Genomic DNA, 25,728 nt, shown 5'->3' on the forward strand with positions numbered 1-25,728 from the left:
TCGGCTGGCAATCCCCGCCGTCTTCCCCATATCGAATGCAGAGGTGACCCAATGACCCGTGACGCGAAATTCGAAGATGGTGGCGAAGGCGCGATCGCGCTGCGCGCCGAGACCCGCGACGACCTCTCCGTGATCGCGGCGCTGGTGCAGGATGCCGTGCTGCCGATCACCGAGATTGCCTGGGAGGCGAAGTCCCGGCGTCTGGCGCTGCTGATCAACCGGTTCCGCTGGGAGGATAAGACGCAGGCCGAGGCCGAAAAGCGCCCCTATGAGCGCGTGCGGTCGCTGCTGGTGATCTCGGACGTCACCCATGTCGCGAGCATGGGGATCGATCGCTCGGATCGCGACGTGGTGCTCTCGATCCTCGATATGACCTTTGAAGAGGCCGAAGACGGCGCCGGGCGGGTGACCCTGACGCTGGCGGGCGATGGCGCGCTGGCGGCGGATGTCGAATGCCTCGATGTCGATCTGCGCGACGTGGAGCGGCCGTATAGGGCGCCCTCCGGCAAGGTGCCGCATCATCCCGAGTGAGCCGCGTTTTGCCGCCGGAGATGCCTCCGGCGGGGATATTTACGCCAAGTCGAAGTGGAATTGCCCTTGGGGGCAGGGTCGCGCTTGCGGGGCAGGGCGGGAGTCTCTAATCCGAAGAGCGCAATAGGAGACTGTCGATGCCGCACTTTCTGGACACGCGCGAAGAGGGCTTTGAGGCCCGGTTTGTCGAACTTCTGGGGATGAAGCGCGAGGACAGCCCCGATGTGGACGCTGTCGTGGCCGGGATCATCGCGGATATCCGCGCGCGCGGTGATGCAGCGCTCATCGAGCTGACCGCCAAATTCGACCGTCTGGAGCTGACGCCCGAGACGCTGGCCTTCTCCCCCGAGGAGATCGAGGCCGAGGTCGCGAAAGTGCCCTCCGAGGAGCGCGCGGCGCTGGAACTGGCGGCCGAGCGTATCCGCGCCTATCACGAGCGCCAGATGCCGCATGACGCGCGTTGGATCGACGCGAGCGGGGCGGAGCTTGGCTGGCGCTGGGGGCCGGTCTCAGCCGCGGGGCTCTATGTGCCCGGCGGGCTGGCGAGCTACCCCTCTTCGGTGCTGATGAACGCGATCCCGGCGAAAGTCGCGGGCGTGGAGCGTCTGGTCGTGGCCTGCCCGACGCCGGGCGGGGCGGTGAACCCGCTGGTGCTGCTGGCCGCGCAACTGGCGGGCGTCGATACGGTCTACCGGATGGGCGGCGCGCAGGCGATTGCCGCGCTGGCCTACGGGACCGAGACGATCACGGCGGTCGACAAGATCACCGGGCCGGGCAACGCTTTCGTGGCGGCGGCCAAGCGGCGCGTCTTCGGGCGCGTGGGCATCGATATGATCGCGGGACCGTCGGAAATCCTCGTGATCGCAGATGGCACGGGCGACCCGGATTGGATCGCGCTCGACCTGATGAGCCAGGCCGAGCATGACGAGAGCGCGCAGGCGATCCTGATCACCACCGACGAGGCCTTCGGTAAGGCGGTCGTAGCGGCGGTCGAGAAACGCCTCGAAACGCTGGAGCGCCGTGCGATTGCAGGCGCGAGCTGGCGTGACTTCGGGGCGGTGATCGTCGCGCGCGATCTGATGGAGGCGGCCGAGCTGTCGAACCGGGTCGCCCCCGAGCATCTGGAGCTGTGCGTCGCCGATCCCGATTGGCTCTCCGAGGCGATCACCCATGCCGGCGCGATCTTCCTTGGCGCCTACACGCCCGAAGCGATCGGCGATTACATTGGCGGGCCGAACCACGTTCTGCCCACGGCACGCTCGGCGCGGTTCTCCTCGGGCCTGTCGGTGATGGATTTCATTAAGCGCACGACGCTGGCGAAGATGACGCCCGGCGCGCTGAAGGCGATCGGGCCTTCGGCCGAGGTGTTGGCGCAATCGGAAAGCCTCGAGGCGCATGGGCTGTCGGTGCGTGCGCGGCTCGATGCGCTCAATGACGAAGGGGAGGGGTGATGGCCCGGATTTCTCATATCCAGCTGGACACGGGCGGGCTGCCCGCGCCCTCGCCCGAGATCGAGCAGGAGCGCAAGGTCGCGATCTATGATCTGCTCGAGGATAACAGCTTCAATATTCCGGGCCGCGACGGGCAACCTGCACCTGAAGGGCCGTTCGCACTGACGCTTGGCGTGCGGGACCGGCGGCTGGTTTTCGACACCGAAACCGAGAGCGGCGCGAAAGTGGCGGAGTTTCATCTGTCCTTCGGCCCGTTCCGGCAGGCGGTGAAGGATTACTTCCAGATCTGCGAGAGCTATTTCGAGGCGGTCAAGAAGCTGCCGCCCAGCCAGATCGAAGCGATCGATATGGCTCGGCGCGGCATCCATAACGAAGGCGCGCGCATCTTGCAGGAGCGTCTGGAAGGCAAGGCCGAGATCGACATCGACACGGCGCGGCGCCTCTTCACCCTCGTTGCCGTTCTCGCCCCGAGGTAAACGGATGGGCGAGATCCCCAACTCCGTTCTCTTCGCGTGCGATCATAATTCCACGCGCTCCCCGATGGCCGAGGGGATGATGAAGAAATTCTACGGCACCGAATGTTACGTGCAGTCGGTGGGCGTGAAGGCCGATCTGGAGATCGACGGCTTCACTATCGCGGTGATGTCCGAGATCGGCGTCAATCTGGAGCGTCACCGCGCGCGCTCTTTCACCGAGTTGCAGGAATGGGGCGACGATCTGTCGGCCTTCGATCTGGTGATCGCGCTCTCGCCCGCCTCGCAGCGTCAGGCGCTGGAGCTGACGCGGTTCTTTCATCTCGACGTGGAATATTGGCCGATCCTCGACCCGACCGGGATTGGCGAGACGCGCGAGGCCAAGCTCGCCGCCTATCGCGACACCCGCGACCAGATTCGCCGCCATCTCATCGACCGTTTCGGAGAGCCGACCGCCTGATCAGCCGCCAGACTGTGCAGGCTGCGTGCAAAGTCGGCCCAGGTTCGCCTCGATCCAATGCGCTAGCTCGAAATAGCGGATCGCGATCGCCTCTCCTGCCTCGGTCAGGCAATAATCCACGCGCGGCGGCACCTCGCCATGACCATCGCCGTTACCGGAGCCACCGGCCAGCTTGGCCAACTCACCCTTGCCGCACTGGCCGCGCGCGGCGCGACCGACGTGATCGGACTGGCACGCAGCCCTGAAAAGCTGACGGGCGCCGCGCGTCGGTTCGACTATTCCGATCCCGACAGTTTCGACGCGCTGGCAGGTGTCGACACGTTGATCCTGATCTCGTCGAGCGAGGTCGGCCAGCGCGCGCCGCAGCATCGCAACGTGATCGAGGCCGCCAAGACGCATGGGGTCGGCCATATCCTTTACACGTCGCTGCTGCATGCCGACCGTTCGAAGATGCAACTGGCCGAGGAGCACGTGGCGACCGAAGCGGCGCTGGCCGCATCGGGGCTGAGCCATACGCTTTTGCGCAATGGCTGGTATGGAGAGAATTACGACAGCGCGATCGCCTATGCTGCGCAGTCGGGCACGATCGCCGGGGCGTCGGGCGCAGGCCGGATCGCGGCAGCGGCGCGCGCGGATTTCGCCGAGGCGCTGGCCGCCGTGACGCTCGATCCCGGCTTGCAGGGCAAAACCTATGAGCTGGCGGGCGATGCGGGTTTCACCCTCGACGAACTGGCCGCCGAGATCGCCGCACAGGCCGGTCGCGCGGTCGAGGTCTCGCACCTCGCCGAAGCCGAGTATCGCGCGTTGCTCGAGACGATGGGCCGGCCCGGCCCCTTCGCTGCGATCATCGCGGATTCGGACGCGCAGGCCGCCAATGGCGCGCTGTTCGATGACAGCCACGACCTGTCGCGGCTGATCGGCCGCCCGACCACGCCGCTGGCCGAGATCGTGCGCGCTGCATTGGGGTGACCCGCGACGGCGCCTGTAACCGCGTTTGACGCGGCGCGTGGCGCGTGGCACTCAAGGCCAGACAGCTTTACGGAGAATGGCCATGCCGCGCGCCCGCACTCTCGACACGATCAGCCGCTATTACGATGCCTTCAACGCAGGCGATACGGCAGGGATGGAGGCCCAGCTGGGCGAGCCTTTCGCGCATCATGTGAACGAGGGAAAGATCCGCCACGGGATCGAGGCGTTCCGCGCCTTCAACAAGCATATGAGCCGCTGCTATCGCGAGCAGCTGACCGATATGGTCATCATGGCCAATGACTCAGGCACGCGGGCGGCGGCGGAGTTCATCGTCAACGGCGTCTATCTGGAGACCGATGACGGGCTGCCCGAGGCGCATGGGCAAAGCTATGTGCTGCCTGCGGGGGCGTTTTTCACGCTCGACGAGGGCAAGATCACGCGCGTCGTCACCTATTACAACCTCGCCGACTGGATCGCGCAGGTCTCATGATGGAGGTGCGGCGGCTGACCGGAGAGGCGCTGGATGCGGCGCTCGACGACGTGGCGCGGCTGCGGATCGCGGTGTTTCGGGACTGGCCATATATCTACGACGGGTCGCTGGCGTATGAGCGGCGATATGTCCAGAGCTACCGGGAAAGCGAGGCCGCCGTGGTCGTCGGCGCGTTCGACGGGGCGACGCTGGTGGGTGCGGCCACAGGCACGCCGCTGGAAGATCACGCGGGCGATTTCGCGGCACCGTTCGCGGGCACGGGGCTGAAGCTTCAGGACGTGTTCTACTGTGCCGAGTCGGTTCTTCTGCCCGACTATCGCGGGCAGGGGCTCGGGCACGCCTTCTTCGATCACCGTGAGGCCCATGCGCGCGAGCTGGGGCGCCGCCATTCGGTCTTCTGCTCTGTGATCCGTCCTGACGATCATCCGCTCAAGCCCGCCGATTACCGCCCGCTCGACGGGTTCTGGCGCAAGCGCGGCTATGCGCCGATGGAGGGCGTCGTAGCGCGGTTCAAATGGACCGATCTCGGTGAAGATCAGCAGACCGAGAAGGCGCTGCAATTCTGGGGGCGCACGCTGTGAGCCGCGAGGTGACGATCGCGGCGGCGGCCTATCCGCTCGACTGGTTCGAGGATTGGGCGGGCTATGCGGCGAAGGTCACGGCTTGGGTGGCCGAGGCCGCAGGGCAGGGCGCGCAGCTTCTGGTCTTTCCCGAATATGGCGCAATGGAACTGGCGAGCCTCGGCGGCGCAGAGGTCGCGGGCGATCTGGAAGCCGCGCTGGTCCATGTGGCCGGGCTGCGGGCGGACATGGAAACGCTGTTCGCAGGCCTCGCGGCGGAGCATGGCTTGCATATTCTCGCCCCCTCCGGACCCGTCATCGACGGCACCAAGCGCGTGAACCGGGCGAGCCTGTTCGGCCCCGGCGGACTGATCGGGCATCAAGACAAGGCGATCATGACGCGCTTCGAGCGCGAGATCTGGCATGTCGACGCGGGCGAGGGGCTGGTGCTCTTCGAAACCGCGCTCGGCAAGATCGGCGTCACAATCTGCTACGACAGCGAATTCCCCCTGCTGGCGCGCGCGCTGGCGGAGGCCGGGGCGGAGATCATCCTCGTGCCCTCCTGCACCGACACGCTCGCGGGCTTTAATCGGGTGCGGATCGGTGCGATGGCGCGCGCGTTGGAAAACCAATGCGTGACCGTGCAGGCCCCCACCGTGGGCGAAGCGCTCTGGTGCCCGGCGGTGGATGAAAACTGCGGCACGGCTGCGATCTTCGCGCCGCCCGACGGGTTCTGGCCTGAAAGCGGGATCGTGGCCGAAGGGGCGCCCGACTCACCTGGCTGGACCTTCGCGACGGTGGACTTGGATCGCGTCGCGCAAAGCCGGACTGCAGGAACTGTTTTGCCCTACAAACATTGGTCCGAGCAGTCCGAAGCGGCCCAAATAATCCGGATCGCCTCGGAAAACCCCGCCCAGCCTTGACATTGCCCTTGAATTTCGCGGCTTACGGGCGCATTTAAACGCTCGCCCGCAGATGACGCGGGTAACCATTTATGGAGTGACCATGGCCAAGGAAGAAATGCTCGAATTTCCCGGTGTCGTGAAGGAACTCCTGCCTAACGCGACGTTTCGGGTCGAGCTGGAAAACGGCCATGAGATCATCGCGCATATGGCAGGCAAGATGCGTAAGAACCGCATCCGTGTTCTGGCAGGCGACAAGGTTCAGGTGGAAATGAACACCTACGACCTTACGAAGGGTCGTATCAACTACCGCTTCAAGTGAAGCTGATCCTCGGCTCGGCGAGCCCGCGACGGCGAGAGCTTCTGGCCCAGCTCGGGCTGGATCCTTTTGATGTGCGCCCCGCCGATATCGACGAGACGCCGCTGAAGGGCGAGGCCGCGCGCGACTATGTCGCCCGCATGGCCCGCGAGAAAGCGATGGCGCTCGATGTGGCCGATGACGAGGTGCTGCTGAGCGCCGATACCACGGTGACCTGCGGGCGCCGTATCTTGGGCAAACCCGAAGACGAGAAAGAAGCGGCGGAGTTTCTCTGGCTGCTCTCCGGGCGTCGGCACCATGTGTTCACCGCCGTGGCAATGCGCACGGCGCAGGGCCTGCGTGAGCGGCTTGTCGATACGGTGGTGAAGTTCAAACCGCTCAGCGACGAGGACGTGAACGGCTATCTCGCCTCGGGCGAATGGCACGGCAAGGCGGGCGGCTACGCGATCCAGGGTCGCGGCGGCGCTTTCGTGCCGTGGATTCAAGGGTCGTTCACCGCTGTCGTGGGATTGCCATTAGCTGAAACCGCAACGCTGCTCGCAAGCGCGGGCATTCGAGGGGACGTATAATGCAGGGGCGTGTGGTTCTGCTGGACGAGATCGCCGGTCGTGAAGCGGCGGCGCTGATGGTCGACGGGCAAATTGAAGACCTGATTATCGACACCCCGGAGGAGATCAGCTTCGCCCCCGGCGCGATCCTGCGCGGCACCATCGGCCGCCAGATGAAAGGGCAGGGCGGCGTCTTCGTCGATCTGCCCGAAGGCACGCGTGGCTTTCTGAAAGAGGTGAAGGGGCTCGCCCCCGGCCAAACCGTGATCTGCATGGTCTCCGGCGGCACCGAGCCCGGCAAGGCGCTGCCTGTGACGCTGCGGGTGCTGTTCAAGTCGCGCTACGCCATCGTCACTCCCGGCGCGCCCGGCATCAACGTCTCCCGGCGGATCCATGAAGACGATCTGCGCGCCGACCTGCAGGCAGCAGCCGAGGCGGTGATGGAAGGCTCGGATATGGGCGTGATCCTGCGCTCCGCCGCGGCCCATGTGTCGCTCGAAGAGGTGGCAGAGGATGTCGCCGCGATGCGCGAGCTGGCCGAGGCCGTGACTAATGATACTGAAGGCGGGCCGGAACTGCTCGTCGATGCGCCCGACCCGCATGAAGAAGCCTGGCGTGACTGGGCCGAACCCGTGCCCGACGAGGTGATCGAAGGCGGGTTCGACGACCACGGCGTCACCGACGCGATCGAAGCGCTCCTGCACCCGCGGGTCGACCTGCCGGGCGGGGCGCATCTGATGATCGAGCCGACCCGTGCCCTGATCGCGGTCGACGTCAATACCGGCAATGACACGTCGCCCGCCGCGGCGCTGAAGGCGAATATCGCCGCGGCCCGCGAATTGCCCCGTCAGCTGCGCCTGCGCGGCCTTGGAGGGCAGGTCGTGATCGACTTCGCCCCGATGCCCAAGCGCGACCGTCAGGCGCTGGAACAGCAGCTGCGCCGCTCCGTCAAAGGCGAGCCCGAGACGTCGCTGGCCGGCTGGACGCCGCTGGGCAATTTCGAGATGCAACGCAAGCGCGACCGCGTCCCGCTCGTGCGCCTTCTGCGGGGCCAAAACAGGGAGGCGAAATGAGCTGTCCGATCTGCGGTAAGGATGCCGACCCGAAATATCGCCCCTTCTGTTCGAAGCGTTGCGCCGATGTCGATCTGGCGCGCTGGCTGAACGGTTCCTACGTCATTCCCGGCGATATCGCCGAGGAAGAAGAGCGCGCGCCGACCGGTCCCGCAGGCGATGATACGCCCCCCGGCAAGCCGCACTGAGACGTTTCGCAAGTTCGCGTAATTTTCTGCGAAATCCCTCTGGACACCCCCCGCGCCCTCGTCTAGTAACCGCTCCACCAAGACCGAAAGGTCGCAGTGCCCGGATAGCTCAGTTGGTAGAGCAGCGGATTGAAAATTCGCGTGTCGGTGGTTCGAGTCCGCCTCCGGGCACCACTAAAATCCTCAAAATAGAATTACGTGTTGGTCTGGCTTCGCTCTATTCATAGCGTGGCTTCACACGGTTCTGCGCCGGTGAACTTTCCCCGCCGCAGACGGGAATAACTTAACGCGGAAACTGCGGCTTGGGCGTGCGCGCGACCTCGTCAGCAGTCGCGGTGTGATTCAGCACATAGTGCGTCGCGACGACGTCGCCGATCAGCCCGGCAGCGGCTTCCGAAGCCGGATCGAAACCGCGCTCCACTGCCTGACCCAGCAGCGTCGCGTCATAGCCGGTGGCGATGAGTAGCCACGGCAGTGGTGTGTCGGCGCCGCGCAGTGCCTGCTCGCGTGTCATCGGCGGTGGTGCAGTCGGACGGAGCAGCTGAACGCTGGCGACACCCGGACGATAGGCGATCTCCTGAAGCACCTCCTGAGCGATCCAGGAAGCCGCAGCGTCTTCATGTCCGGTGCCGGGTTGAAAGCGGAAAGCGGTGGCGAAACCACCCAGACCGTAGCCCTCGCTCGCCGGAATCGTGCAGAAACCGCGCGTCATGCCGCGAAATCTCGGCATGATCGCACCGGTCCAAGATGTGGGGTCGTTCAGGCGGTCGAGGTAGCCCTGCGACGTCGCCACGTCGGTCCCGCTGACTTCATAGGTGACCATGTAGCGTGGCCCGCTCTCGGTCGCGATCCAGCGCGTCGCCCGCAGGAACCCGGGAACCGAGAGGCGCTCATGCAGGTGCTCATGGCTGTGCCAGTGGTCGTGGTCGGCGGTGTCACCGTCGATGTCATAGAACAGCACCATCGCCGCATCGCTGCAAAGCGCCATGGTCCGCCTCCCCGCTTATGTGGTTTCGCGTGACGCTATCGGCGGGTGCTGGGGAAGGCAAGTTGTGGCGCGCTCTCTTTGTCGTGGCTGCGCCGCTCCGACAAGGCGCGCAATTCCAACGCGCTCAGGCCGCATTCGTCGCTCGGATGCAAACGCCACCGCAAGTTCATGGGCATCAAAGCCAAACCCGCAGACTCTCGGTTTGAACGACGCAGCGCCGGGGCAGGTTAGTGCGGTGAAGTGTCGTGAAGCGCGCCCTCGAAGAAATTCGTCACGGTGGCGCGCACAGTTGCTTCGACGTCGATTTCCAAGGGCATGTTGTAGACGAATTTTCGAATGGCGATGTAGAACACCGCTCCGTGTAGCCCCCAGAGGAGTTCGACCTCGTCGGTGTTCGGCGCAGCGCGGTCTTCGGCGTTTTGCCGGGAAGCGCGCAATTCCATCGCAGCCGGTTCGATGATCTTCGTTCGAATGATATCGAGGTAGCGTTCGGTCAGCCCGTAGGACTTCAGCCCGGACGACACGAAAATGCGAACCCAGTCATAGTCGAACACCCGTTCAGAGTATTCGATGTAGAATTGCGTAAGGCGATCCTGAAGAGAACGGCCGCCTTCGAGCACCAGCTGCTCCCAGTCCGGGTTCCAGCGTTCGAGAAAAACATGCTCGTAGACGCGCTCGATCAGTGCGTCCTTGCTTTCGAAATGCCGGTAGATGACCGCGTGGGACACGCCCATACGCTTGGCCAGCTCGCGTGTCTGGCCCTCAAATCCCGATTCGGCGAAGAACCGAACCGCCTCGGTGACGATCAGTTTTTCGCGTTCCTCCCCGCGCATGTTCTTGCGGCGCGGCCGTTGATTTTCGGTCTTTTTCTCCGAGGTCATGCCTGTCTCTCTTCTCTTATCCCGAGCCTAATGCAAACCATTGTTGTAACCAACTGGTCATTTTTTCTTGACCGGTCCTGATTGTCCTGCATTATAGAAGTTACCAATTGGTCACTTTGTAGCTGGGGAGAGCTGCGGGCCAGAGGAGGATAAGTGAAACTACCATCGTTCGAATTTCTGCGTGCGCGCAGTCTTGCTGAGGCATGGGCGCTGCATTCCGACGCGGGAGGCGACGCGGTCTACCTGTCGGGCGGGCACAGTGTCGTGCCCTCGATGGCGCTGCGTCTGCAGGCGCCGTCGCGGCTGATCGACATCTCGCAAATTGCCGAACTGCACGGTGTCGAGCTACAGGGCGAAACGCTGCGCATCGGTGCGATGACCCGTCATGCGGAGGTGCTGGCCAATCCGTTGATCGCGCGCCATGCGCCGCTGCTTTCCCGCGCTGCACCCCATGTCGCGCACCCGGCAATTCGCAATCGTGGCACGATCGGTGGCAATCTGGCGCTTGCCGATCCGGCATCGGAATTCCCGGCTGCTGTGCTGGCCATGCGGGCGGAACTTGAGGTCATGGGCCCCGAAGGCCGGCGCATGATCGCCGCCGACGATTTTTTCCTCGACCTTTACGAAACAGCCCTCATCCCCGGCGAAGTGCTGACCGCCATTCACGTGCCGCTCCCTCCCGAAGGACGGGTGTTCGGCTTCGACGAGATCGCGCGTCGCCGGGGCGATTACGCCATGGTGGGCGTGGCCGCACAGGCCGATATGTCCGATGGCGTGGTTTCCGATGCGTCGGTGACGCTGTTTTCAGTGGGTGTCACCCCGATGCGCGCCGCCGCGGCGCAAGACGCGCTGGAAGGCGCCCCGCTCTCAACGGACTCCATTGCCCGCGCTCAGGCCGCCCTGGCCACCGATCTCGACCCACCCGACGACCCCGGTTTCCCGGCAGAGCGTCGTCTGCAACTCGCGCGCGTCCTCCTGGGACGGGTGCTGACCCGGATGGAGGCTGTTCAATGAAGGTTATGTTGAGCACGACCGTGAATGGTGAACAGGTTCAGGAAGCCGTTCTCCCCCGCACCAGTCTCGCCGATTTCCTGCGCGAGGATCTCGGCCTGACAGGCACGCATCTGGGCTGCGAAATGGGTGCCTGCGGGGCCTGTCTGGTGCTCATGGACGGCGTGCCGGTGCATGCCTGCCTCGTGCTGGCGGTGCAGGCGGAGGATAGCACGGTCGAGACGATCGAGGGGCTCAACGAGACCGGTGCCGCGGCCGATCTTCAGGCGCGTTTTCATGATCGCAACGCGCTGCAATGCGGTTTTTGCACGAATGGAATGCTGATGAGCGCGCAGGCGTTGCTGGAGGCGAACCCGGCACCGACGCGAGACGAAATCCGCGACGCGCTGTCGGGCAATTACTGCCGCTGCACAGGCTACGAGGCCATCGTGGACGCCATCGACACCACAGCCCGCGACCGCGCGGCCCGGACGGAGGCGGCGAAATGACCATGTATATCGGCCAGTCGCAGCGCCGCGAGAATGCGCGGCGCCACCTCTCGGGTCGGGGGCATTTTGTCAGCGACCTCACCCTGCCGCGCATGCTGCACGCAGTCTTCGTCCGTAGCCCGATGGCTAAGGGGCGGCTCGTCGAGATCGACACGTGCGAAGCCGAACAATCCCCCGGCGTGGTGCGGATCCTGACCGCCGCCGAGCTGAACGCGCGCTGCAAGCCGTGGGTCGGCACGCTCGCGCATTTCGCAGGTATGCAGAGCCCGCCGATGAACATCCTTGCCGAGGAGGAAGTGCTCTGGACCGGGCAACCGGTGGCGATGATCATCGCCAAGAGCCGGGCCGAGGCCGAGGATGCCGCCGACTTGGTGATGGTGGATATCGAGGATTCCGAGCCGGTGACCGATGGCGCTGCGGCCCTGCAGGACGGCGCGCCCCTGGCGAACAGTGCCGCGCGGGACAATCTTTGTTACGAGGCGCTGTTGGAAACGCCTGCGGTGAACGAGGCCTTCGCCGGTGCCGCGCATGTGGTCGAGGGCAGCTTCACTTTTGGCCGCCACACCGCCGTCACGCTCGAGCCGCGCGCGGTGATCGCCGATTTCGACCCGTCGAGTGGTGCGCTCACCGTGCATCACGGGACGCAGACCCCCTACCAGTTTCAGGACGTCTATGCGCGCCATTTCGGTCTGCCGGAGGGCAAGGTCCGCGTCATCGCGCCCGATGTAGGCGGCTCGTTCGGCATGAAGCTGCATGTCTATAACGAAGAGATGGGCGCCGTCGCGGCGAGCATGATCCTCAAGCGCCCGGTGCGCTACGTGGCCGACCGGCTGGAAAGCTTTCTGTCCGACATCCACGCTCGCGATCATATCGTGAAAGGCCGCATGGCGCTGGACGCGGAGGGCAAGATTCTCGCGATGGACGTCGATGATCTGGCGCCGGTCGGCGCGGTCTCGGCCTATCCGCGCACCAGCGCTGCCGAGGGCAATCAGGTGATCCGCCTTATGGGTGCTCCCTACAACATGCCCGATTATCGCGGCCGGCTGCAGGTCGCCTTCCAGAACAAGGTGCAGACCAGCCAGTATCGCGCGGTGGGGCATCCCATCGCCTGTGCGGTGACCGAGGCGCTGGTTGAACGGGCGGCGGAGGTCACGGGCCTTGATCCGTTCGAGATCCGTGCCCGCAACCTGATTGCCGACGATGCCTATCCGCATGTGTCGGCCACCGGCTACCAGTTCGAGAAGCTCTCGCATCAGGCCAGTCTGGCCAAGCTGCGCGAGATGGTGGACCCCGACGCGCTACGCGCCGATCAGGCTCGCCTGCGCGAACAGGGCATCTATCGTGGGTTCGGCATTGCCTCCTTTGTCGAGATTACCAATCCCGGCGCGGCCTTCTACGGTGTCGGCGGAGCGCGGATCTCGGCGCAGGACGGTGCAGTGGTGCGGATGACGCCCTCTGGCGACATCCATTGCGCCATCTCGGTCACCGAGCAGGGGCAGGGCACCGAGACGATCATCGCGCAGGTGGTCGCCGATCAGCTGGGTGTTTCGCCCGAACGGGTGAGCGTCACCACGGGCGACACCGCGACCACGCCCAGCGGCGGCGCCACCTGGGCTTGCCGGGGCGCGGGCATCGGCGGCGAGACGGCGCTGCGCGCGGGGCGCAAGCTGCGCGAGCGGATTTTGACTTTGGCGGGCGCGCTACTGCAGGCCGATCCGGCAACGCTGCGGCTCGAAGATGGCGCGGTTGTCGATGTCACCACGGGCGAGGCGCGCATCACGCTCGAAGAGATTGGCCGCGTCGCCACCTACCGCCCCGACACGCTGCCCGACGGGGTCGATCATTCGCTGACCGTAGCGCATCATTTCGCGCCCTCCGGCTACCCGTTCGACTTCACCAACGGCATTCAGGGCAGTCTGGTCGAGGTCGATGTGGAAACCGGCATCGTGCGGATCCTGAAACATTGGGTCGTCGAGGATTGCGGTCGCATCATCAACCCGCTTCTGGTCGATGAACAGATCCGAGGCGGCGTGGTGCAGGGACTTGGCCCCGCCTTCTTCGAGGAATGCCAATACGACGCGGACGGCCAGCTTACCAACGGGTCGCTCGCCGATTATCTCGTGCCCATGGCCTGCGAGATGCCCGATATCGAAATCGCCCATATCGAGACGCCGACCGAGGACACGATCCTTGGCGCCAAGGGCGTGGGCGAAGCGGGAACCGCCGCTGCCGGCGCCGCCGCGATGAACGCGGTGAATGACGCGCTGCGCCCCTTTGGCGCACGGCTCACCCAGACACCCATGACGCCGCTGCGCATCCTCGATGCGCTCGACGCGGCCCGAAAGCAAAGGACCGATCCATGAAGCTTGAAGGAGAGCAGCTCCTGAGCGCCGACCCCCAGACCGTCTGGGCGGCACTCTTCGACCGCGACGTGCTGGCCGAAGCCATTCCCGGCTGCGAAAGCCTCGAACAGCTGAGCGAAACCGAATTTACTGCCGTGGTGAAACTCAAGATCGGCCCGGTTTCGGCCCGCTTCAAGGGCGCGGTCACGCTGAGCGATATCGTGCCCGGCCAATCCTGCACGTTGTCCGGCAAAGGCTCGGGCGGGGTCGCGGGGTTCGCCAAAGGGGCTGCACAGGTGACGCTGGTGCCCGAGGCGGACGGCACGCGGCTTTGCTATGATGCCGATATCGCGGTGGGCGGGAAGCTCGCCTCTCTCGGCAACCGGCTGATCGGCGCCACGGCGCAGAAGCTGACCGACGCCTTTTTCACCAATTTTTCCGATGCGTTGGCCCAACCGGAGGAGGCTGGGCCGACCTGATCCGCTGGCGCGCAGCGAGGTCAGGCCAGACACGAAAAAAAGCGCGTATAACAAGAACCATCCTTGGGAGGAGGATACCAATGACAACCACACGCAGGGCCTTTGTGGCCATGTCCTCGGCAGCCTTGGCGCTGCCCTTTCTGAACACCCGCAGCATCGCGGCTCAGAACATCTCGATTCAGATCGGGTCTAGCCACCCGACCAACAATATCTGGGTCTACGCCATGCAGAACGCACTGCAACCGGCGCTCGAAAAGCTGCTGGCGGATGCGGGCGGCGAGTATTCCGTGAGCTGGAATGAGAATTACGGCGGTACGCTCTACAAGTTCAAGGACACCCGCACGGCGGTGCGCGACGGCATCGTCGATGTGGGCATGGTGGGGACGGTCTGGGAAGGCTCGGCGATGCCGCTGCAGAACGTGACCTATTTCACCCCCTTCGCGAATGTCGATCACAACGTCACCATCGACATCTTCGACAAACTGACCGACGAGCTGCCGGAGCTGCGCGCAGGGTGGACCGACCAGAACATGGTGCATCTGTCCTCGCTGGTGACCGACAGCTACGACGTCTATGCCAAATTCCCCATCTCCTCGGTCGATGACATCCGGAACCGCCGCCTAAACGCGCCGGGCACCTCGGCCAACTGGCTGGCGGAGACTGGCTGCACGCCGGTGGATGGCGCGCTGACCACCTATTACACCGACATCCAGACCGGCGTCTCCGAGGGCACGCTCTCCTTCGCCAGCGGCATCCAGCCCACACGGGTCTACGAGGTTGCGCCGCATCTGACCCGGGTCGGTTTCGGCTCGATGTATTTCGGCGGGATCGCGGTGAACAAGGGCTTCTACGACCGGCTGCCCGAGCCCGTGCAGGCCGCGCTGAAAGAGGCGGGACGTATCACCTCGCGTGCGCATGGCGACTACATCACGAAACGCACGACCGAGGCGATCACCGAGATGAAGGGCGCCGGGCTGCAGATCACCGAAATGGCTCCCGCAGAGCGCGAACGCTGGGCCGAGACGCTCCCCGACGTCGCGAAGCCCTGGCTTGAGGCCAATGGTGCGGCGGCGGCAACGGTGGCCAAAGCGTATTTTGGCGAACTGGAAGCTCGTGGCATCAAACCTGCCCGCGACTGGACCGCCGGGATCTGAAGCCATGGCTTCGATCCCGCGCGCAACTGAGGGAGCCTCTATGCAACGCGCCAGTCTCTTGGCTACCAGCCTGCCCGCGCTTCGGCGCGGGCTCCAGCTTGCCCTGAACGCGATGGCGGCGGTGGGCGTGCTGTGGATTTTTGCCATCATGTTGCTGATCGTCGCCGACGTGGTCGGTCGCAATTTTCTGGCCGCGCCGATCATCGGCGTCGCCGAGATCGCGGCCCGCTCGGTCGTGGCCATCGTCTTCCTGCTGCTGCCGGCTGCCGCGCTGAACGGCACCCTGATCCGGTCGGATTTCCTGATGCGTGGGCTCCAGCGTTTTTCGCCCCGGTCGGTGCGGCTACTGGACAGCCTGTTTACGCTTGCCGGGGCGGTCATCTTCGGACTCGTGGCGCTCGCCGCCTGGCCCGATACGCATGACGCCTGGGTCAGTTCCGAGTTTTTCGGGGTGCGCGGCGTCTGGACGCTGCCGACCTTCCCCTTCCACCTGTTGGTGGTGCTGGGGGCCTCTGTCACCAGTCTCGCCTGCATCTTTTCGGCCGTCGAGACTCTGCTGAACCGCCCGACTGAGGAGCACTTCTGACATGAGCAGCATCACCATAGGACTGATCCTCATTGGCGTGCTCTTCGCGCTCGTGCTCTTGGGGATGCGCATCGCCGTGGCGCTTCTGGTCGTGGCCTTTGCCGGGGTCTGGATCATTCGCGGCAATTTCGACCTTTCCATGCGGCTCATGTCCATCGCCGCCTACAATGGGGTTGCCAACTATCTCTTCGCGACGATCCCGCTCTTTGTTCTGATGGGGCATCTCGTCAGCATTTCGAATGTGGGCAAGGATACGTTCGACGTCGCCGAGGCTTTGCTGCGCCGCCTGCTTGGTGGCCTCGGCATCGCCACCGTGGCGGCCAACACCGTCTTTGCCGCCGTGACCGGCGTTTCCATCGCCTCGGCAGCGGTTTTCACCAAGGTCGCCGTGCCTGAGATGACGCGCCACGGCTATTCGCCCTCGTTTTCCGCGGGCACCGTCGCGGGCAGTTCGGTTCTCGGTATGCTCATCCCGCCGAGCCTGCTTTTGATCATCTATGGCGTCTTGGCCGAGCAATCCATCGGCCGGATGTTCATCGCGGGGCTGGTGCCTGGCGCGCTCCTGGCGACGGGCTTCGTGCTGTGGATCCTGTTGGCTGCGAAATTCGCGCCCGGCATCGTCTTTGCCTCCCCCAAGGCCCAAGAGACCGACCCCGAGGCGCAGGCCTATGATGACCTGTCGACGGGAGAACTCCTGCGCAAGATCGTCCCGATCATTGTGTTGGTGACCTTCGTTCTCGGCGGGCTCTATTCCGGGTTCTTCACCCCGACGGAAGCCGGGGGCGTCGGAGCCTTCGCGGCGCTGATCATTGCGATCTTCCGGCGTAGCCTGAACCTGCGCGGCTGCTGGGCGGTGCTGAGCCAGACCGGCACCATCTCGGTCGGCATTCTCGCGCTGCTGGTGGCCGCTGGCTTCTACAGCCAGATGCTTGCCGTCGCAGGTATCCCCGCCGCTATCGGCGCCTTTGTGAGCGGCAGCGGCTTTGGTCCGGTCGGGTTCCTGATCGTCTATGTGCTACTGGTGCTGCTTCTCGGTATGATCCTGGACAGCAGTTCGATCCTGCTGATCGTGGTTCCTATCGCCGCTCCGATCGCGCAGCACCTTGGTTATGACTTGATCCAGTTCGGCATCATCACGGTGATTGCGGTCGAGGTCGGGTTGCTCACACCGCCCTTCGGGATTTCGATCTTCACGGTGCATTCGACGCTTGGAGACCGGAGCGTCTCCCTGGAATCCATCTTTGCTGGTGCGCTGCCCTATGTCGGGGTGATGCTGGGTGTGCTGATCCTCGTGGCCTCCTTTCCAGTGCTGATCATCGGTTAAGAGATCTCAGGCGCTGTGATTGATCTACTCCTCTCTCTCGGGCCAAAGCGCGGCGCGTAGGTCTGGGAGAGAACGCTAGAGTTGAACCTGGGGAGCAGAGCCGTCCGAAGCCGTCGCGGCGGGCCGCGTGGGCCGTATGTAACGGGATTGGATGAGCTTGGTCGCAAGAACGAGCTGGCGAGCTGGAGGCACCGATCCGCGATCGAGACACACAGAAAATGAACGTCTGTCTAAGAGGGTAAATGGCATGGATCAGTCAACGACAGTTCTATGCGAGACCGAATGGCCCTTGGCTCGGCTTTTGAGGCCGGGGCCAATGTGTCTGTGCTTCATCAGCCATGTCGAGGGGCCGTCATATCGCCCGCTCGGGTCTGGCATGGCCGTCGATGCTGCCGGGCGGCGGTTCGGCAATTTGTCGTCGGGATGTATCGACGAGGATGTCGCGCTTCATGCGGTGGAGGCGTTGAAAACCGGCGCTCCGAAAGTGCTGCGTTACGGGCGCGGGTCGCCTTTCATGGATATTCAACTGCCTTGCGGGGGCGGGCTGGAAGTCACCTTGCTGCCGGCCCCGGATCGTGAGGTTCTGGACGTGGTGCATCGCCGTCTGGTCGCGCGTGAAAATGTCACGCTGACGGTGCTGCCGGATGGCCAGATCGAAAACGGCGCGACGCGCGGCGGTCTGACGATGACCTTGCGCCCCAAAGTGCGGGTTCTGGTCTTCGGCGACGGTCCCGAGCCTCGGGGATTTTCCGCGCTTGCGCAGGCTGCGGGATTGCCGGTCACGCTATATGCCGGATCCAAGGAGACGCGCGACGGCATTGCGGGCGCATGCGCGTTTTCCGGCAAGACCTGGCCCGATACGGCCCATGTCGATCATCGCACGGCCGTCACGCTTTTCTTCCATGACCATGAGCGCGAAACTGCGCTATTGACGCATGCCTTGGAGACGCCCGCTTTCTATATCGGGGCGCAGGGAAGCCTTCGGGCGCGTCAATTGCGCGAAGCGGCCTTGAGCGCCGCCGGGGTGGGGGACGCGGGAATTGCGCGGCTCGTCGAACCCTTCGGATATGTCGCGCATGCACGTTCCGCACAGGAAATGGCCGCTGGTGTGCTTGCTCAGGTTATCGATCACGCCCGGCGCGTCTGACGTAGGCGCGGGATGACCTCATGCTCCCTTCTCGGGGCTTTTTGGCGGAATTCCTCTCCGACAGATCTACACCGGATTCCGAGTCAAATTTGCAACTTAAGTAAATAATGTCAATGTTTTAGGTTAAATTCAGCGCCGTCAGGAAGGTTCTCGTGCTACACATTGTGCTACACGAATGCTCTTTCCCGGAGGTGTGTGATGAATATCACCAAGCGTGGCGAAGTCTGGCATCTGCGTCGGCGGGTCCCCAAAGCCTATGCCCCGGTCGATCCGCGCCGTGAGGTCGTGATCAGCCTTCGGACGGGGTCCGAGACGGTGGCGCGACAGAAGGCGCCGCTCCTGTGGGGGCGGCAGGTCGAGGTCTGGGAGGCGATGCTCGATGGCGACACGGAAGACGCGGAGGCACGGTTCGCTGCGGCCAAGCGGTTTGCCAAGGCGCGAGGCTACCGGTTTCTCGATGCTCGCAAGGTGGCGCGTCTGCCTGTGCAAGAGCTACTCGCGCGTATCGATCTGGTTGCCAGTGACGAGATGCGCGATCCGCTTGGGGCGGATTCGCTTCTGGGTGGGGCAGAGCTTCCGTTGATCACCGTATCGCGGGCGCTTGAGCTTTTCTGGGGGCTCGCGCGTGACAAGACCTTGGGCAAGAGTGCGGATCAGGTTCGACGCTGGCGTTACCCGCATATCAAGGCGGTGCAGAATTTCATCGCGGTTGTCGGTGACAAGCCGCTTGATGATCTGACGCGCGATGATTTCCTCGATTTTCGCGATTGGTGGGCAGAGCGGATGGCGTCAGAAAGGCTCACAGCGAATTCCGCGAACAAGGATCTGACGCATCTCAGTGCGGTTTTGAGGCGCGTGAACCGCGACAAGCGGCTCGGGCTCAAGCTGCCGCTTGAGGATCTCGGCTTTCGAGAGGGGAAAGCTGCGCGGCGGCCGTCCTTCTCCGACGCGTGGATCCGGGGTCGCTTGCTGGCCCGCGGTGCGCTCGATGGCTTGGAGCCGCAAGCGCGGGCGATCCTCCACGTGATGGTGAATACTGGGCTCCGACCGAGCGAGATCGCAGCGCTGAGGCCTGAGGAGATCCGGCTCAAGGATCCGATCCCGCATTTGCTCCTGCAGCCGATCGGACGGGTTCTGAAGACCCAGAATGCGGAGCGGGTGATGCCGCTGCACGGGGTGTCGTTCGAGGCGATGCGAGCGTTCCCGGATGGGTTTTCGCGTTATCGCGAGAGCTCGGCCACGCTGAGTGCCACAGTGAACACCTATCTGCGGGATTCAGGCCTCCTCGAGAGCGAGCGGCACTCTCTTTACAGCTTGCGGCACGGGTTTGAGGATCGAATGCTTGCTGCTGGGATCGACGAGCGGATCCGGCGCGACGTGATGGGGCATGCGCTGGGGCGCGAACGATACGGGGAAGGGGGGCGGCTGGCAGCGATTGCGGAGCTCCTTGAACCGATTGCATTCTAAGCATTCGGCGGGGCCAGTTCTGTGATCGCGTTCTATGTGCCCTCAGAAATGTGGATGTCAGGATTTCTTTACTTCGATGGCATTCCGATAGAAAAATATCCCAACAAAAAGAGCCGCGACCAAAATAGTCGCGGCTCTTCGTTTCCGTTGACGGCTTTGAGGTTTGGCGCTGCCTTTCTTCAGAGAGAAGCCGCGTTCTTACCCTTTGGCGCCTTGCCCGCGCGCATAGACATCTTCGTAGCGGATGATGTCATCTTCACCGAGATAGCTGCCGGTCTGCACTTCGATCAGCGTCAGCGGAACTTTCCCCGGGTTTTCCATCCGATGGACGGCACCGAGCGGGATGTAGACGGACTGGTTCTCGGTCACGAGTTTCACCTCGTCATCAATGGTCACCTTAGCGGTGCCTTCCACAACGATCCAATGCTCAGCGCGGTGGTGGTGGCTTTGCAGGCTCAATGCCGCACCTGGGTGGACGTGGATGCGCTTCACCTGGAAGCGCTGGCCGACGACAAGGCTCTCATACCATCCCCAGGGGCGGAAGTCGCGGGGCAGGGTCTCTGCTTGGGCGGCGCCCTTGGCCTTCAGCTCGGCGACAGCTTTCTTCACGTCCTGCGCGCGATCCTTGTGGGCGACAAGAACCGCATCGGGCATGGCGACCGCGATGATATCCTCAAGCCCGATTCCGACGAGTTCCTGTGCGTTATCCGTTGAATGCAGGAGTGTATCGCGGCAGTCGATGGCGGTCGCGGGACCGGTCGCGACAATGCCGTGCTCGTTCGGGTTCTGCTCACGCCAGACCGCCTGCCAGTCGCCAAGATCCGACCACGCTCCACTGTAGGGCACGACGGTCAGGTTGTCGGCGCGTTCCATCACCGCGTAGTCGATCGAGATGTCTTCAAGCTGCGCCCAAGGCTCGGGCGCGAGCCGGGTAAAGGCAAGATCGGGTTCTGCGGCGTCGACGGCGGCCTTGGCCTGCGCGAGCGTTTCGGGCGCATGCTTTGCGAAGGCTTCAAGGATCGCCGAGGTCGAGAAGAGGAAGATGCCCGCATTCCAGAGATGCATGCCGCCATCAAGCAGCGTCTCAGCCTTGGTCAGATCAGGCTTTTCGACGAAGGATTTCAGCGGCTGCGGAGTCGCGGAGAATTCCGCGTCCGGAGCTTCGCTCAGCTCCAGCCAGCCATAGCCGGTTTCGGGCCGGTCGGGTCGAATACCGAAGGTGACCAACTGCCCAGCCTCTGCCGCAGGCGCGGCGGCCTCGACCGCCGCGCGGAAGCGCGCGGAATCTGGGATGACGTGATCGGAGGGCGCTATCAGCATCAGCGCGCTAGGTTCACGGGCCTCCAGCACAAGAGCGCCTGCGCAGATCGCCGCGGCGGTGTTTCGGGCGGACGGCTCGATCAGGATATCGGCGGGGGCGATTTCGAGCGCGGCCAGTTGTTCGATCACCACGAAGCGGAAATCTGCGCCGGTGATTACCGAGGGCGCGGAGAAGCCGTCGCCTGTGAGACGCTTCGCCGAGGCCTGGAACAGGCTCTCTTCGCCCATCAGGTTGACGAATTGCTTGGGGTAGCTCTTGCGCGAGAGCGGCCAGAGCCTCGTGCCCGAGCCGCCGCAGAGGAGGACGGGATGGATCGTCTTGCTCATGAATTCTCTCTCAGGTTCTGGCGGTGTCGTAGTTTGCGAGGAACCAGCGATAGGTCTCAGTGATCCCGTCTTCGAGGTCGATACGTGCCTGCCAGCCCATCGATTTGAGCCGGGTGACATCCATCAGCTTGCGCATCGTTCCATCGGGCTTCGACGGGTCGGTCGTGATCCGGCCCTCGAAGCCGGTCACCTTCGCGACCATCTGCGCGAGTTCCAGGATCGAGATGTCGCTCCCCGTGCCCACGTTGATATGGCTCAGCATCGGATCGGTATTTGCTTCATACTCCGGCTTGGGAAGGCCGAGCACGAAGAGCGAGGCCTCGGCCATGTCATCCACATGCAGGAACTCACGCCGCGGCGTGCCGGTGCCCCAGATCGTGACTTCCTCGAGCCCGTCGCGCGCCGCTTCGTGGAAGCGCCGGATCAGCGCGGGGAGCACATGGCTGTTCTGCGGGTGGAAGTTGTCGCCCGGCCCATAGAGGTTCGTGGGCATCACCGAGCGGTAGTCCACGCCGTGCTGGCGATTGTAGCTCTCGCAAAGCTTGATCCCGGCGATCTTTGCGATGGCATAGGGCTCGTTCGTGGGCTCGAGCGGCCCCGTCAGCAGTGCATCCTCTGCCATCGGTTGCGGTGCGGTTTTTGGGTAGATGCAGGAGGAGCCGAGCTGGAGAAGCTTCGTGACGCCAGCGGCAAAGGCCTGATGGATCACATTGGCCTCGATCATGAGGTTCTCGTAGATGAACTCGGCCGGGTAGGTGTTGTTGGCGTGGATCCCGCCGACCTTGGCCGCGGCGAGGATCACCACGTCAGGTCGCTCCACCTGCATAAACTCGCGCACCGCCGCCTGATCGGTCAGGTCGAGCTCGGAATGCGTGCGGGTGATCAGCTCGAGCGCCTCACCTTCGGCTTTGCGCGCCTCCAGCTTGCGCCGGATCGCGCCACCCACCATTCCGCGATGGCCTGCGATATAGATCTTGGTCATTGGACTGCCTCAGCCTTCGAGCGAGACCGGCAGGTCCAGCCCGTGTTCTTTCAGAAGCGCATAGCGCCGCGCCGCCTTGTGATCCTCTGCGACCATCTCGGCACACATTTCCTGCGCGGTGATCTCGGGCACCCAGCCGAGCTTTTCCTTGGCCTTGGTCGGATCTCCCAGCAGCGTGTCCACCTCGGCGGGACGGAAGTAACGCGGATCGATCCGCATGACGACGTCGCCGACCTTCAAAGCGGGCGCCTTGTCGCCCGTGATCGATGCAACCGTGGCAGTCTCTTCGATCCCAGAGCCCGAGAACTCCAGCTCAATCCCCAATTCCCGCGCACTCCAGGTGATGAACTCGCGCACGGAATACTGTTTGCCGGTGGCAATCACGAAGTCTTCGGGCGTGTCCTGCTGCAGCATCATCCACTGCATCCGGACGTAGTCCTTGGCGTGGCCCCAGTCGCGCAAGCTGTCAATGTTCCCCATGTAGAGACACGGCTCGAGCCCCATGGCGATGTTCGAAAGACCACGGGTGATCTTGCGGGTGACGAAAGTCTCGCCGCGACGGGGGCTCTCGTGGTTGAATAGGATCCCGTTGCAGGCATACATCCCGTAGGCTTCGCGATAGTTCACCGCGATCCAGTAGGCATAGAGTTTGGCGACCGCGTAAGGTGAGCGCGGGTGGAAAGGCGTGGTTTCTTTCTGTGGCGTCTCCTGCACGAGACCGTAGAGTTCGGAGGTCGATGCTTGGTAGAACCGCGTCTTCTTCTCGAGGCCGAGAAAACGGATCGCCTCCAGCAGGCGCAGCGTGCCGATCGCATCGACATCGGCCGTGTATTCTGGCGCCTCAAACGAAACCGCGACATGGCTCTGCGCTCCGAGATTGTAGACTTCGTCCGGCTCGATGTCGCGCATTAGGCGCGTGAGGTTCGAAGTGTCCGACAGGTCGCCGTAATGCAGCTTCATCTGAGCGTGGTTGCTATGCGGATCCTCATAGATATGGTCGATCCGCTGCGTGTTGAAGAGCGAAGCCCGACGTTTGATGCCATGCACCTCGTAGCCTTTCTCCAACAGAAATTCCGCGAGGTAGGAGCCGTCTTGGCCGGTGATGCCGGAAATCAAAGCTTTTTTCATGGGAGGACCTTCAAAACGATGGAAAAACGAGTTTGGATCGTTGACGTTGCTACAGCCCGACGCGCCGATTTCCTTTGCAATCCCATGCGAACATGAAAAACGGAACAGTCCGATCCATTGCTAGAGCAGTCCAGTTCGAGAAGGAAGAGCTTGGGAAAATGGAGGGCGAATATGGATGATATAGACCATTGTCAGATATGGCTTGGGTTCAATTTTCTCGATGCTGACATCCCGCCTCTTTCCCAGCAGAGAAAGAGCGGCCGGGAATTTCATTTTAGACGGTCCAGTGTCTAAGGGGCGGAGAAAGCGGCTTTCTTACTCCCCCTGAACTTCAGTCGCATTCGATCAAGCCAATAGTGCTTGAGTGGAGCTTCAAGAGACGCTGCAATAGTCTGGCTTAACTAGCACGAAGCGGCCAATCACAAGTACATCCATATCGGTGCGGTTGAAACAGGCGATAGCCTGCTCGGGGGTATCGACAACCGGTTCGTTCTCGTTGAAGCTTGTGTTGAGCACAATGCCGTAGCCGGTGCGTGCCTTAAGTGCGCTTATCAACTTGAAATAGATTGGATTATTTTCTTCGTCCACTGATTGCAGTCGGCCGGTTCCGTCGACGTGAGTGACAGCTGGAAAGACTTCTCGCCATTCCGGACGGAACTTCACTACATGCATCATGAAGGGACTCTCAATGTCTTGTTCGAAGAAGCGACCAACTTCCTCGCGCAGTACCGAAGGAGCAAAGGGTCGGAAGGATTCGCGCTTTTTGATTTTTCGGTTAATCGTATCTTTCATGTTTTTAATCGCCGGATTGGCAAGAATTGAGCGATTGCCCAGAGCGCGTGGTCCCCACTCGCTTCGGCCTTGATACCACCCCAATACCGCGCCATCAGAAATATAGTCGGCAGCCAGCGCGATCGCTTCTTCTAAGTCACGACATTCTTTGACCGGATAGCCCGAGGCATGCGCTGCTTCCTGCATGCGCCAGTCGGGGTATTCCGGCCCCCAAAAGGAGTGCTTCATCTCGAAACGTTCGGTTTGGCCCAGCGCCATATGCCAGCAATAATAAGCTGCTCCCAATGCGGTGCCGTCGTCGGATGACGCAGATTGCAGATACATCTGTTCGACCGGGAGATCGCGATAAATCCGCGCATTCATGACGCCGTTGAGGGCGCAGCCACCTGCCATTGCTAGGCGTTCTATCCCTACATTCTTTGATAGCTTCTGCAACGAAGCCACTGCAGCTTGCTCGAACCGCACCTGGGTCGAGCGCGCAATGTCCTTCTCGCGCTGCGTGATCTCTTCGGTGCGCCCGCGCGGTGCGCCAAGCCTATCCTGCAGTCGGTCGGAATAGATGCGCCCCAGTCGCATCTGCCCGTCGTCGGCCAGTTGAGCCTCGCTCAGGCCACGACTGATGGTGAAGTACTTCTGGTTTAGGCGAAACCAACGGTTTTCAGGCAGGTTAACGATATCAGCCATCACATCAGCATATCGATCCTCTCCGTAGGGAGCGAGGCCCATGACCTTATATTCTTCTCCGAATAGGTCGAAACCGATGAATTGACAGAGCGCGGTATAGAAATGGCCGAGGCTGTTAGGCACGGTAATCCGATCAAGGACCTCAATCTTCGTCCCCTCACAGCGTGCAGCCATCGCCGAAACGAAATCGCCTGACCCGTCGTAAGAGAAACCAGCCGTGAGCTGGTCGAAAGGTGAGAGGTAGTAGGCGCTGGCGATGTGTGCGAGGTGGTGCTCGACATTGCAGACTTCAAACTTGACCTTGGCCGGATCTTCGTCACAGACTTGGGCGAGGTTTTCGAGCGTACTAAGAGTTTTCTTGTGACGCGACGTAAATCGAGAGACTGCATCAACCCCAATGCTAGGGTTGAACAGTAAATACTTGCCTTTGGCGCCTAGGTTTGCGTTGGGCTGGCGCGCCATGGCGACATGGGTGACATCGCGCAGACGGACGCCCGAGCTTTTCAAAAGCCAGCGTATGGCGTTTTCCGGAAAGGCCATGGTGTGCTTGTTGCGCGTCCCCAACCGCTCCTCAGCGACGGCGCCCGTCAGCTTTCCGTCGATCAGAAGACAAGCGGAAGAGTCGGGGTGAAACGCATTTAGGCCGAGTATGACAGTCATTTGG

The 25,728-nt window shown here is 63.0% G+C and carries 27 protein-coding genes and 1 tRNA gene; 22 read left to right on the plus strand and 6 right to left on the minus strand.

Going from position 1 to position 25,728, the window contains the following annotated elements:
• The first annotated feature begins 51 nt into the window (after nt 1–51).
• The 13 genes from AC2TZ7_RS05965 to AC2TZ7_RS06025 all read left to right on the plus strand — a co-directional run bounded on the left by AC2TZ7_RS05965 (nt 52) and on the right by AC2TZ7_RS06025 (nt 8,138).
• A complete protein-coding gene (locus AC2TZ7_RS05965) occupies nt 52–531 on the plus strand; it encodes a DUF2948 family protein (protein WP_489866224.1) in 480 nt (159 codons plus the stop codon).
• Between the two features lie 137 nt (nt 532–668).
• Nucleotides 669–1,982, plus strand: a complete 1,314-nt coding sequence (gene hisD / locus AC2TZ7_RS05970) for a histidinol dehydrogenase (protein ID WP_489866225.1) — start codon at nt 669–671, stop codon at nt 1,980–1,982.
• The gene (locus tag AC2TZ7_RS05975) at nt 1,982–2,458 is read left to right on the plus strand and encodes a UPF0262 family protein (RefSeq protein ID WP_078521735.1); all 477 of its coding nucleotides are present in this window, start codon (nt 1,982–1,984) and stop codon (nt 2,456–2,458) included. The genes hisD and AC2TZ7_RS05975 overlap by 1 nt, the downstream gene beginning before the upstream one ends.
• A gap of 4 nt (nt 2,459–2,462) precedes the next feature.
• Nucleotides 2,463–2,915, plus strand: a complete 453-nt coding sequence (locus AC2TZ7_RS05980) for an arsenate-mycothiol transferase ArsC (RefSeq protein WP_489866226.1) — start codon at nt 2,463–2,465, stop codon at nt 2,913–2,915.
• Nucleotides 2,916–3,053: 138 nt separating this feature from the next.
• Nucleotides 3,054–3,884 (plus strand): NAD(P)H-binding protein, encoded by an 831-nt coding sequence (locus AC2TZ7_RS05985; protein WP_489866227.1) that lies wholly within the window; start codon nt 3,054–3,056, stop codon nt 3,882–3,884.
• Between the two features lie 82 nt (nt 3,885–3,966).
• Nucleotides 3,967–4,374 carry a ketosteroid isomerase-related protein gene (locus AC2TZ7_RS05990; protein WP_489866228.1) on the plus strand — a complete coding sequence of 136 codons (408 nt, stop codon included), beginning with the start codon at nt 3,967–3,969 and terminating at the stop codon, nt 4,372–4,374.
• Nucleotides 4,374–4,955 (plus strand): GNAT family N-acetyltransferase, encoded by a 582-nt coding sequence (locus AC2TZ7_RS05995; RefSeq protein ID WP_489866787.1) that lies wholly within the window; start codon nt 4,374–4,376, stop codon nt 4,953–4,955. Before AC2TZ7_RS05990 ends, AC2TZ7_RS05995 begins: the two co-directional genes overlap by 1 nt.
• A gap of 8 nt (nt 4,956–4,963) precedes the next feature.
• Complete coding sequence (locus tag AC2TZ7_RS06000) at nt 4,964–5,857, plus strand: carbon-nitrogen hydrolase family protein (RefSeq protein ID WP_489866788.1); 894 nt, start codon at nt 4,964–4,966, stop codon at nt 5,855–5,857.
• Between the two features lie 82 nt (nt 5,858–5,939).
• Nucleotides 5,940–6,158, plus strand: coding sequence for a translation initiation factor IF-1 (infA, locus tag AC2TZ7_RS06005; RefSeq protein ID WP_010397442.1), 219 nt, complete (start codon nt 5,940–5,942; stop codon nt 6,156–6,158).
• Nucleotides 6,155–6,724, plus strand: coding sequence for a Maf family protein (locus tag AC2TZ7_RS06010; RefSeq protein WP_489866229.1), 570 nt, complete (start codon nt 6,155–6,157; stop codon nt 6,722–6,724). Before infA ends, AC2TZ7_RS06010 begins: the two co-directional genes overlap by 4 nt.
• Nucleotides 6,724–7,776, plus strand: a complete 1,053-nt coding sequence (locus AC2TZ7_RS06015; RefSeq protein ID WP_083077623.1) for a ribonuclease E/G — start codon at nt 6,724–6,726, stop codon at nt 7,774–7,776. Before AC2TZ7_RS06010 ends, AC2TZ7_RS06015 begins: the two co-directional genes overlap by 1 nt.
• Entirely contained in the window at nt 7,773–7,964 is a 192-nt protein-coding gene (locus AC2TZ7_RS06020) for a DNA gyrase inhibitor YacG (protein ID WP_078545394.1), read from the plus strand. The genes AC2TZ7_RS06015 and AC2TZ7_RS06020 overlap by 4 nt, the downstream gene beginning before the upstream one ends.
• 98 nt (nt 7,965–8,062) lie before the next feature.
• Nucleotides 8,063–8,138 (plus strand) — tRNA-Phe (locus tag AC2TZ7_RS06025).
• Between the two features lie 109 nt (nt 8,139–8,247).
• On the opposite strand, the gene AC2TZ7_RS06030 is transcribed toward AC2TZ7_RS06025, so the two are convergent.
• Both AC2TZ7_RS06030 and AC2TZ7_RS06035 read right to left on the minus strand, forming a co-directional pair.
• Nucleotides 8,248–8,952, minus strand: a complete 705-nt coding sequence (locus tag AC2TZ7_RS06030; RefSeq protein WP_083077620.1) for a hypothetical protein — start codon at nt 8,950–8,952, stop codon at nt 8,248–8,250.
• Nucleotides 8,953–9,179: 227 nt separating this feature from the next.
• Nucleotides 9,180–9,833, minus strand: a complete 654-nt coding sequence (locus AC2TZ7_RS06035) for a TetR/AcrR family transcriptional regulator (RefSeq protein WP_198453242.1) — start codon at nt 9,831–9,833, stop codon at nt 9,180–9,182.
• 153 nt (nt 9,834–9,986) lie between these two features.
• Between AC2TZ7_RS06035 and AC2TZ7_RS06040 the strand changes: the two genes are divergently transcribed.
• The 9 genes from AC2TZ7_RS06040 (at nt 9,987) to AC2TZ7_RS06080 (ending at nt 19,831) form a co-directional block, all read left to right on the plus strand.
• Complete coding sequence (locus AC2TZ7_RS06040; protein WP_083077617.1) at nt 9,987–10,847, plus strand: FAD binding domain-containing protein; 861 nt, start codon at nt 9,987–9,989, stop codon at nt 10,845–10,847.
• Complete coding sequence (locus tag AC2TZ7_RS06045; protein ID WP_489866230.1) at nt 10,844–11,332, plus strand: (2Fe-2S)-binding protein; 489 nt, start codon at nt 10,844–10,846, stop codon at nt 11,330–11,332. Before AC2TZ7_RS06040 ends, AC2TZ7_RS06045 begins: the two co-directional genes overlap by 4 nt.
• Nucleotides 11,329–13,695: a xanthine dehydrogenase family protein molybdopterin-binding subunit gene (locus AC2TZ7_RS06050; RefSeq protein WP_489866231.1), complete on the plus strand. Its 2,367-nt coding sequence runs from the start codon at nt 11,329–11,331 to the stop codon at nt 13,693–13,695. The genes AC2TZ7_RS06045 and AC2TZ7_RS06050 overlap by 4 nt, the downstream gene beginning before the upstream one ends.
• The gene (locus AC2TZ7_RS06055; RefSeq protein WP_083077612.1) at nt 13,692–14,153 is read left to right on the plus strand and encodes an SRPBCC family protein; all 462 of its coding nucleotides are present in this window, start codon (nt 13,692–13,694) and stop codon (nt 14,151–14,153) included. Before AC2TZ7_RS06050 ends, AC2TZ7_RS06055 begins: the two co-directional genes overlap by 4 nt.
• A gap of 80 nt (nt 14,154–14,233) precedes the next feature.
• Nucleotides 14,234–15,307, plus strand: a complete 1,074-nt coding sequence (locus AC2TZ7_RS06060) for a C4-dicarboxylate TRAP transporter substrate-binding protein (protein ID WP_489866232.1) — start codon at nt 14,234–14,236, stop codon at nt 15,305–15,307.
• A 40-nt stretch (nt 15,308–15,347) separates the two neighbouring features.
• Nucleotides 15,348–15,893, plus strand: coding sequence for a TRAP transporter small permease subunit (locus AC2TZ7_RS06065; RefSeq protein ID WP_489866233.1), 546 nt, complete (start codon nt 15,348–15,350; stop codon nt 15,891–15,893).
• Between the two features lies 1 nt (nt 15,894).
• Entirely contained in the window at nt 15,895–17,217 is a 1,323-nt protein-coding gene (locus AC2TZ7_RS06070) for a TRAP transporter large permease (RefSeq protein ID WP_078572507.1), read from the plus strand.
• Between the two features lie 151 nt (nt 17,218–17,368).
• Nucleotides 17,369–18,364, plus strand: coding sequence for an XdhC family protein (locus AC2TZ7_RS06075; protein ID WP_489866234.1), 996 nt, complete (start codon nt 17,369–17,371; stop codon nt 18,362–18,364).
• 198 nt (nt 18,365–18,562) lie between these two features.
• Nucleotides 18,563–19,831, plus strand: coding sequence for a DUF6538 domain-containing protein (locus tag AC2TZ7_RS06080; RefSeq protein WP_489866235.1), 1,269 nt, complete (start codon nt 18,563–18,565; stop codon nt 19,829–19,831).
• Between the two features lie 198 nt (nt 19,832–20,029).
• Here the strand turns inward: AC2TZ7_RS06080 and AC2TZ7_RS06085 are convergent, their stop codons facing one another.
• The 4 genes from AC2TZ7_RS06085 to AC2TZ7_RS06100 form a co-directional block, all read right to left on the minus strand.
• Complete coding sequence (locus AC2TZ7_RS06085) at nt 20,030–21,478, minus strand: mannose-1-phosphate guanylyltransferase/mannose-6-phosphate isomerase (protein ID WP_489866236.1); 1,449 nt, start codon at nt 21,476–21,478, stop codon at nt 20,030–20,032.
• Nucleotides 21,479–21,488: 10 nt separating this feature from the next.
• Nucleotides 21,489–22,460: a GDP-L-fucose synthase gene (gene fcl / locus AC2TZ7_RS06090; RefSeq protein WP_489866237.1), complete on the minus strand. Its 972-nt coding sequence runs from the start codon at nt 22,458–22,460 to the stop codon at nt 21,489–21,491.
• A gap of 9 nt (nt 22,461–22,469) precedes the next feature.
• Complete coding sequence (gene gmd / locus AC2TZ7_RS06095; protein WP_489866238.1) at nt 22,470–23,588, minus strand: GDP-mannose 4,6-dehydratase; 1,119 nt, start codon at nt 23,586–23,588, stop codon at nt 22,470–22,472.
• A gap of 372 nt (nt 23,589–23,960) precedes the next feature.
• Nucleotides 23,961–25,724 carry a carbamoyltransferase family protein gene (locus AC2TZ7_RS06100; protein WP_489866239.1) on the minus strand — a complete coding sequence of 588 codons (1,764 nt, stop codon included), beginning with the start codon at nt 25,722–25,724 and terminating at the stop codon, nt 23,961–23,963.
• Nucleotides 25,725–25,728 lie beyond the last annotated feature (4 nt).

It is taken from the genome of Thioclava sp. ISO4 (genome assembly GCF_058105145.1).

Excerpts from the sequence above, each read along its gene's own strand:
- AC2TZ7_RS05965 (WP_489866224.1), top strand. The coding sequence starts at position 52 with ATGACCCGTGACGCGAAATTCGAAGATGGTGGCGAAGGCGCGATCGCG.
- hisD (WP_489866225.1), top strand. The coding sequence starts at position 669 with ATGCCGCACTTTCTGGACACGCGCGAAGAGGGCTTTGAGGCCCGGTTT.
- AC2TZ7_RS05975 (WP_078521735.1), top strand. The coding sequence starts at position 1,982 with ATGGCCCGGATTTCTCATATCCAGCTGGACACGGGCGGGCTGCCCGCG.
- AC2TZ7_RS05980 (WP_489866226.1), top strand. The coding sequence starts at position 2,463 with ATGGGCGAGATCCCCAACTCCGTTCTCTTCGCGTGCGATCATAATTCC.
- AC2TZ7_RS05985 (WP_489866227.1), top strand. The coding sequence starts at position 3,054 with ATGACCATCGCCGTTACCGGAGCCACCGGCCAGCTTGGCCAACTCACC.
- AC2TZ7_RS05990 (WP_489866228.1), top strand. The coding sequence starts at position 3,967 with ATGCCGCGCGCCCGCACTCTCGACACGATCAGCCGCTATTACGATGCC.
- AC2TZ7_RS05995 (WP_489866787.1), top strand. The coding sequence starts at position 4,374 with ATGGAGGTGCGGCGGCTGACCGGAGAGGCGCTGGATGCGGCGCTCGAC.
- infA (WP_010397442.1), top strand. The coding sequence starts at position 5,940 with ATGGCCAAGGAAGAAATGCTCGAATTTCCCGGTGTCGTGAAGGAACTC.
- AC2TZ7_RS06015 (WP_083077623.1), top strand. The coding sequence starts at position 6,724 with ATGCAGGGGCGTGTGGTTCTGCTGGACGAGATCGCCGGTCGTGAAGCG.
- AC2TZ7_RS06020 (WP_078545394.1), top strand. The coding sequence starts at position 7,773 with ATGAGCTGTCCGATCTGCGGTAAGGATGCCGACCCGAAATATCGCCCC.
- AC2TZ7_RS06030 (WP_083077620.1), bottom strand. The coding sequence starts at position 8,952 with ATGGCGCTTTGCAGCGATGCGGCGATGGTGCTGTTCTATGACATCGAC.
- AC2TZ7_RS06035 (WP_198453242.1), bottom strand. The coding sequence starts at position 9,833 with ATGACCTCGGAGAAAAAGACCGAAAATCAACGGCCGCGCCGCAAGAAC.
- AC2TZ7_RS06045 (WP_489866230.1), top strand. The coding sequence starts at position 10,844 with ATGAAGGTTATGTTGAGCACGACCGTGAATGGTGAACAGGTTCAGGAA.
- AC2TZ7_RS06050 (WP_489866231.1), top strand. The coding sequence starts at position 11,329 with ATGACCATGTATATCGGCCAGTCGCAGCGCCGCGAGAATGCGCGGCGC.
- AC2TZ7_RS06055 (WP_083077612.1), top strand. The coding sequence starts at position 13,692 with ATGAAGCTTGAAGGAGAGCAGCTCCTGAGCGCCGACCCCCAGACCGTC.
- AC2TZ7_RS06060 (WP_489866232.1), top strand. The coding sequence starts at position 14,234 with ATGACAACCACACGCAGGGCCTTTGTGGCCATGTCCTCGGCAGCCTTG.
- AC2TZ7_RS06065 (WP_489866233.1), top strand. The coding sequence starts at position 15,348 with ATGCAACGCGCCAGTCTCTTGGCTACCAGCCTGCCCGCGCTTCGGCGC.
- AC2TZ7_RS06070 (WP_078572507.1), top strand. The coding sequence starts at position 15,895 with ATGAGCAGCATCACCATAGGACTGATCCTCATTGGCGTGCTCTTCGCG.
- AC2TZ7_RS06075 (WP_489866234.1), top strand. The coding sequence starts at position 17,369 with ATGAGCTTGGTCGCAAGAACGAGCTGGCGAGCTGGAGGCACCGATCCG.
- AC2TZ7_RS06080 (WP_489866235.1), top strand. The coding sequence starts at position 18,563 with ATGAATATCACCAAGCGTGGCGAAGTCTGGCATCTGCGTCGGCGGGTC.
- AC2TZ7_RS06085 (WP_489866236.1), bottom strand. The coding sequence starts at position 21,478 with ATGAGCAAGACGATCCATCCCGTCCTCCTCTGCGGCGGCTCGGGCACG.
- fcl (WP_489866237.1), bottom strand. The coding sequence starts at position 22,460 with ATGACCAAGATCTATATCGCAGGCCATCGCGGAATGGTGGGTGGCGCG.
- gmd (WP_489866238.1), bottom strand. The coding sequence starts at position 23,588 with ATGAAAAAAGCTTTGATTTCCGGCATCACCGGCCAAGACGGCTCCTAC.
- AC2TZ7_RS06100 (WP_489866239.1), bottom strand. The coding sequence starts at position 25,724 with ATGACTGTCATACTCGGCCTAAATGCGTTTCACCCCGACTCTTCCGCT.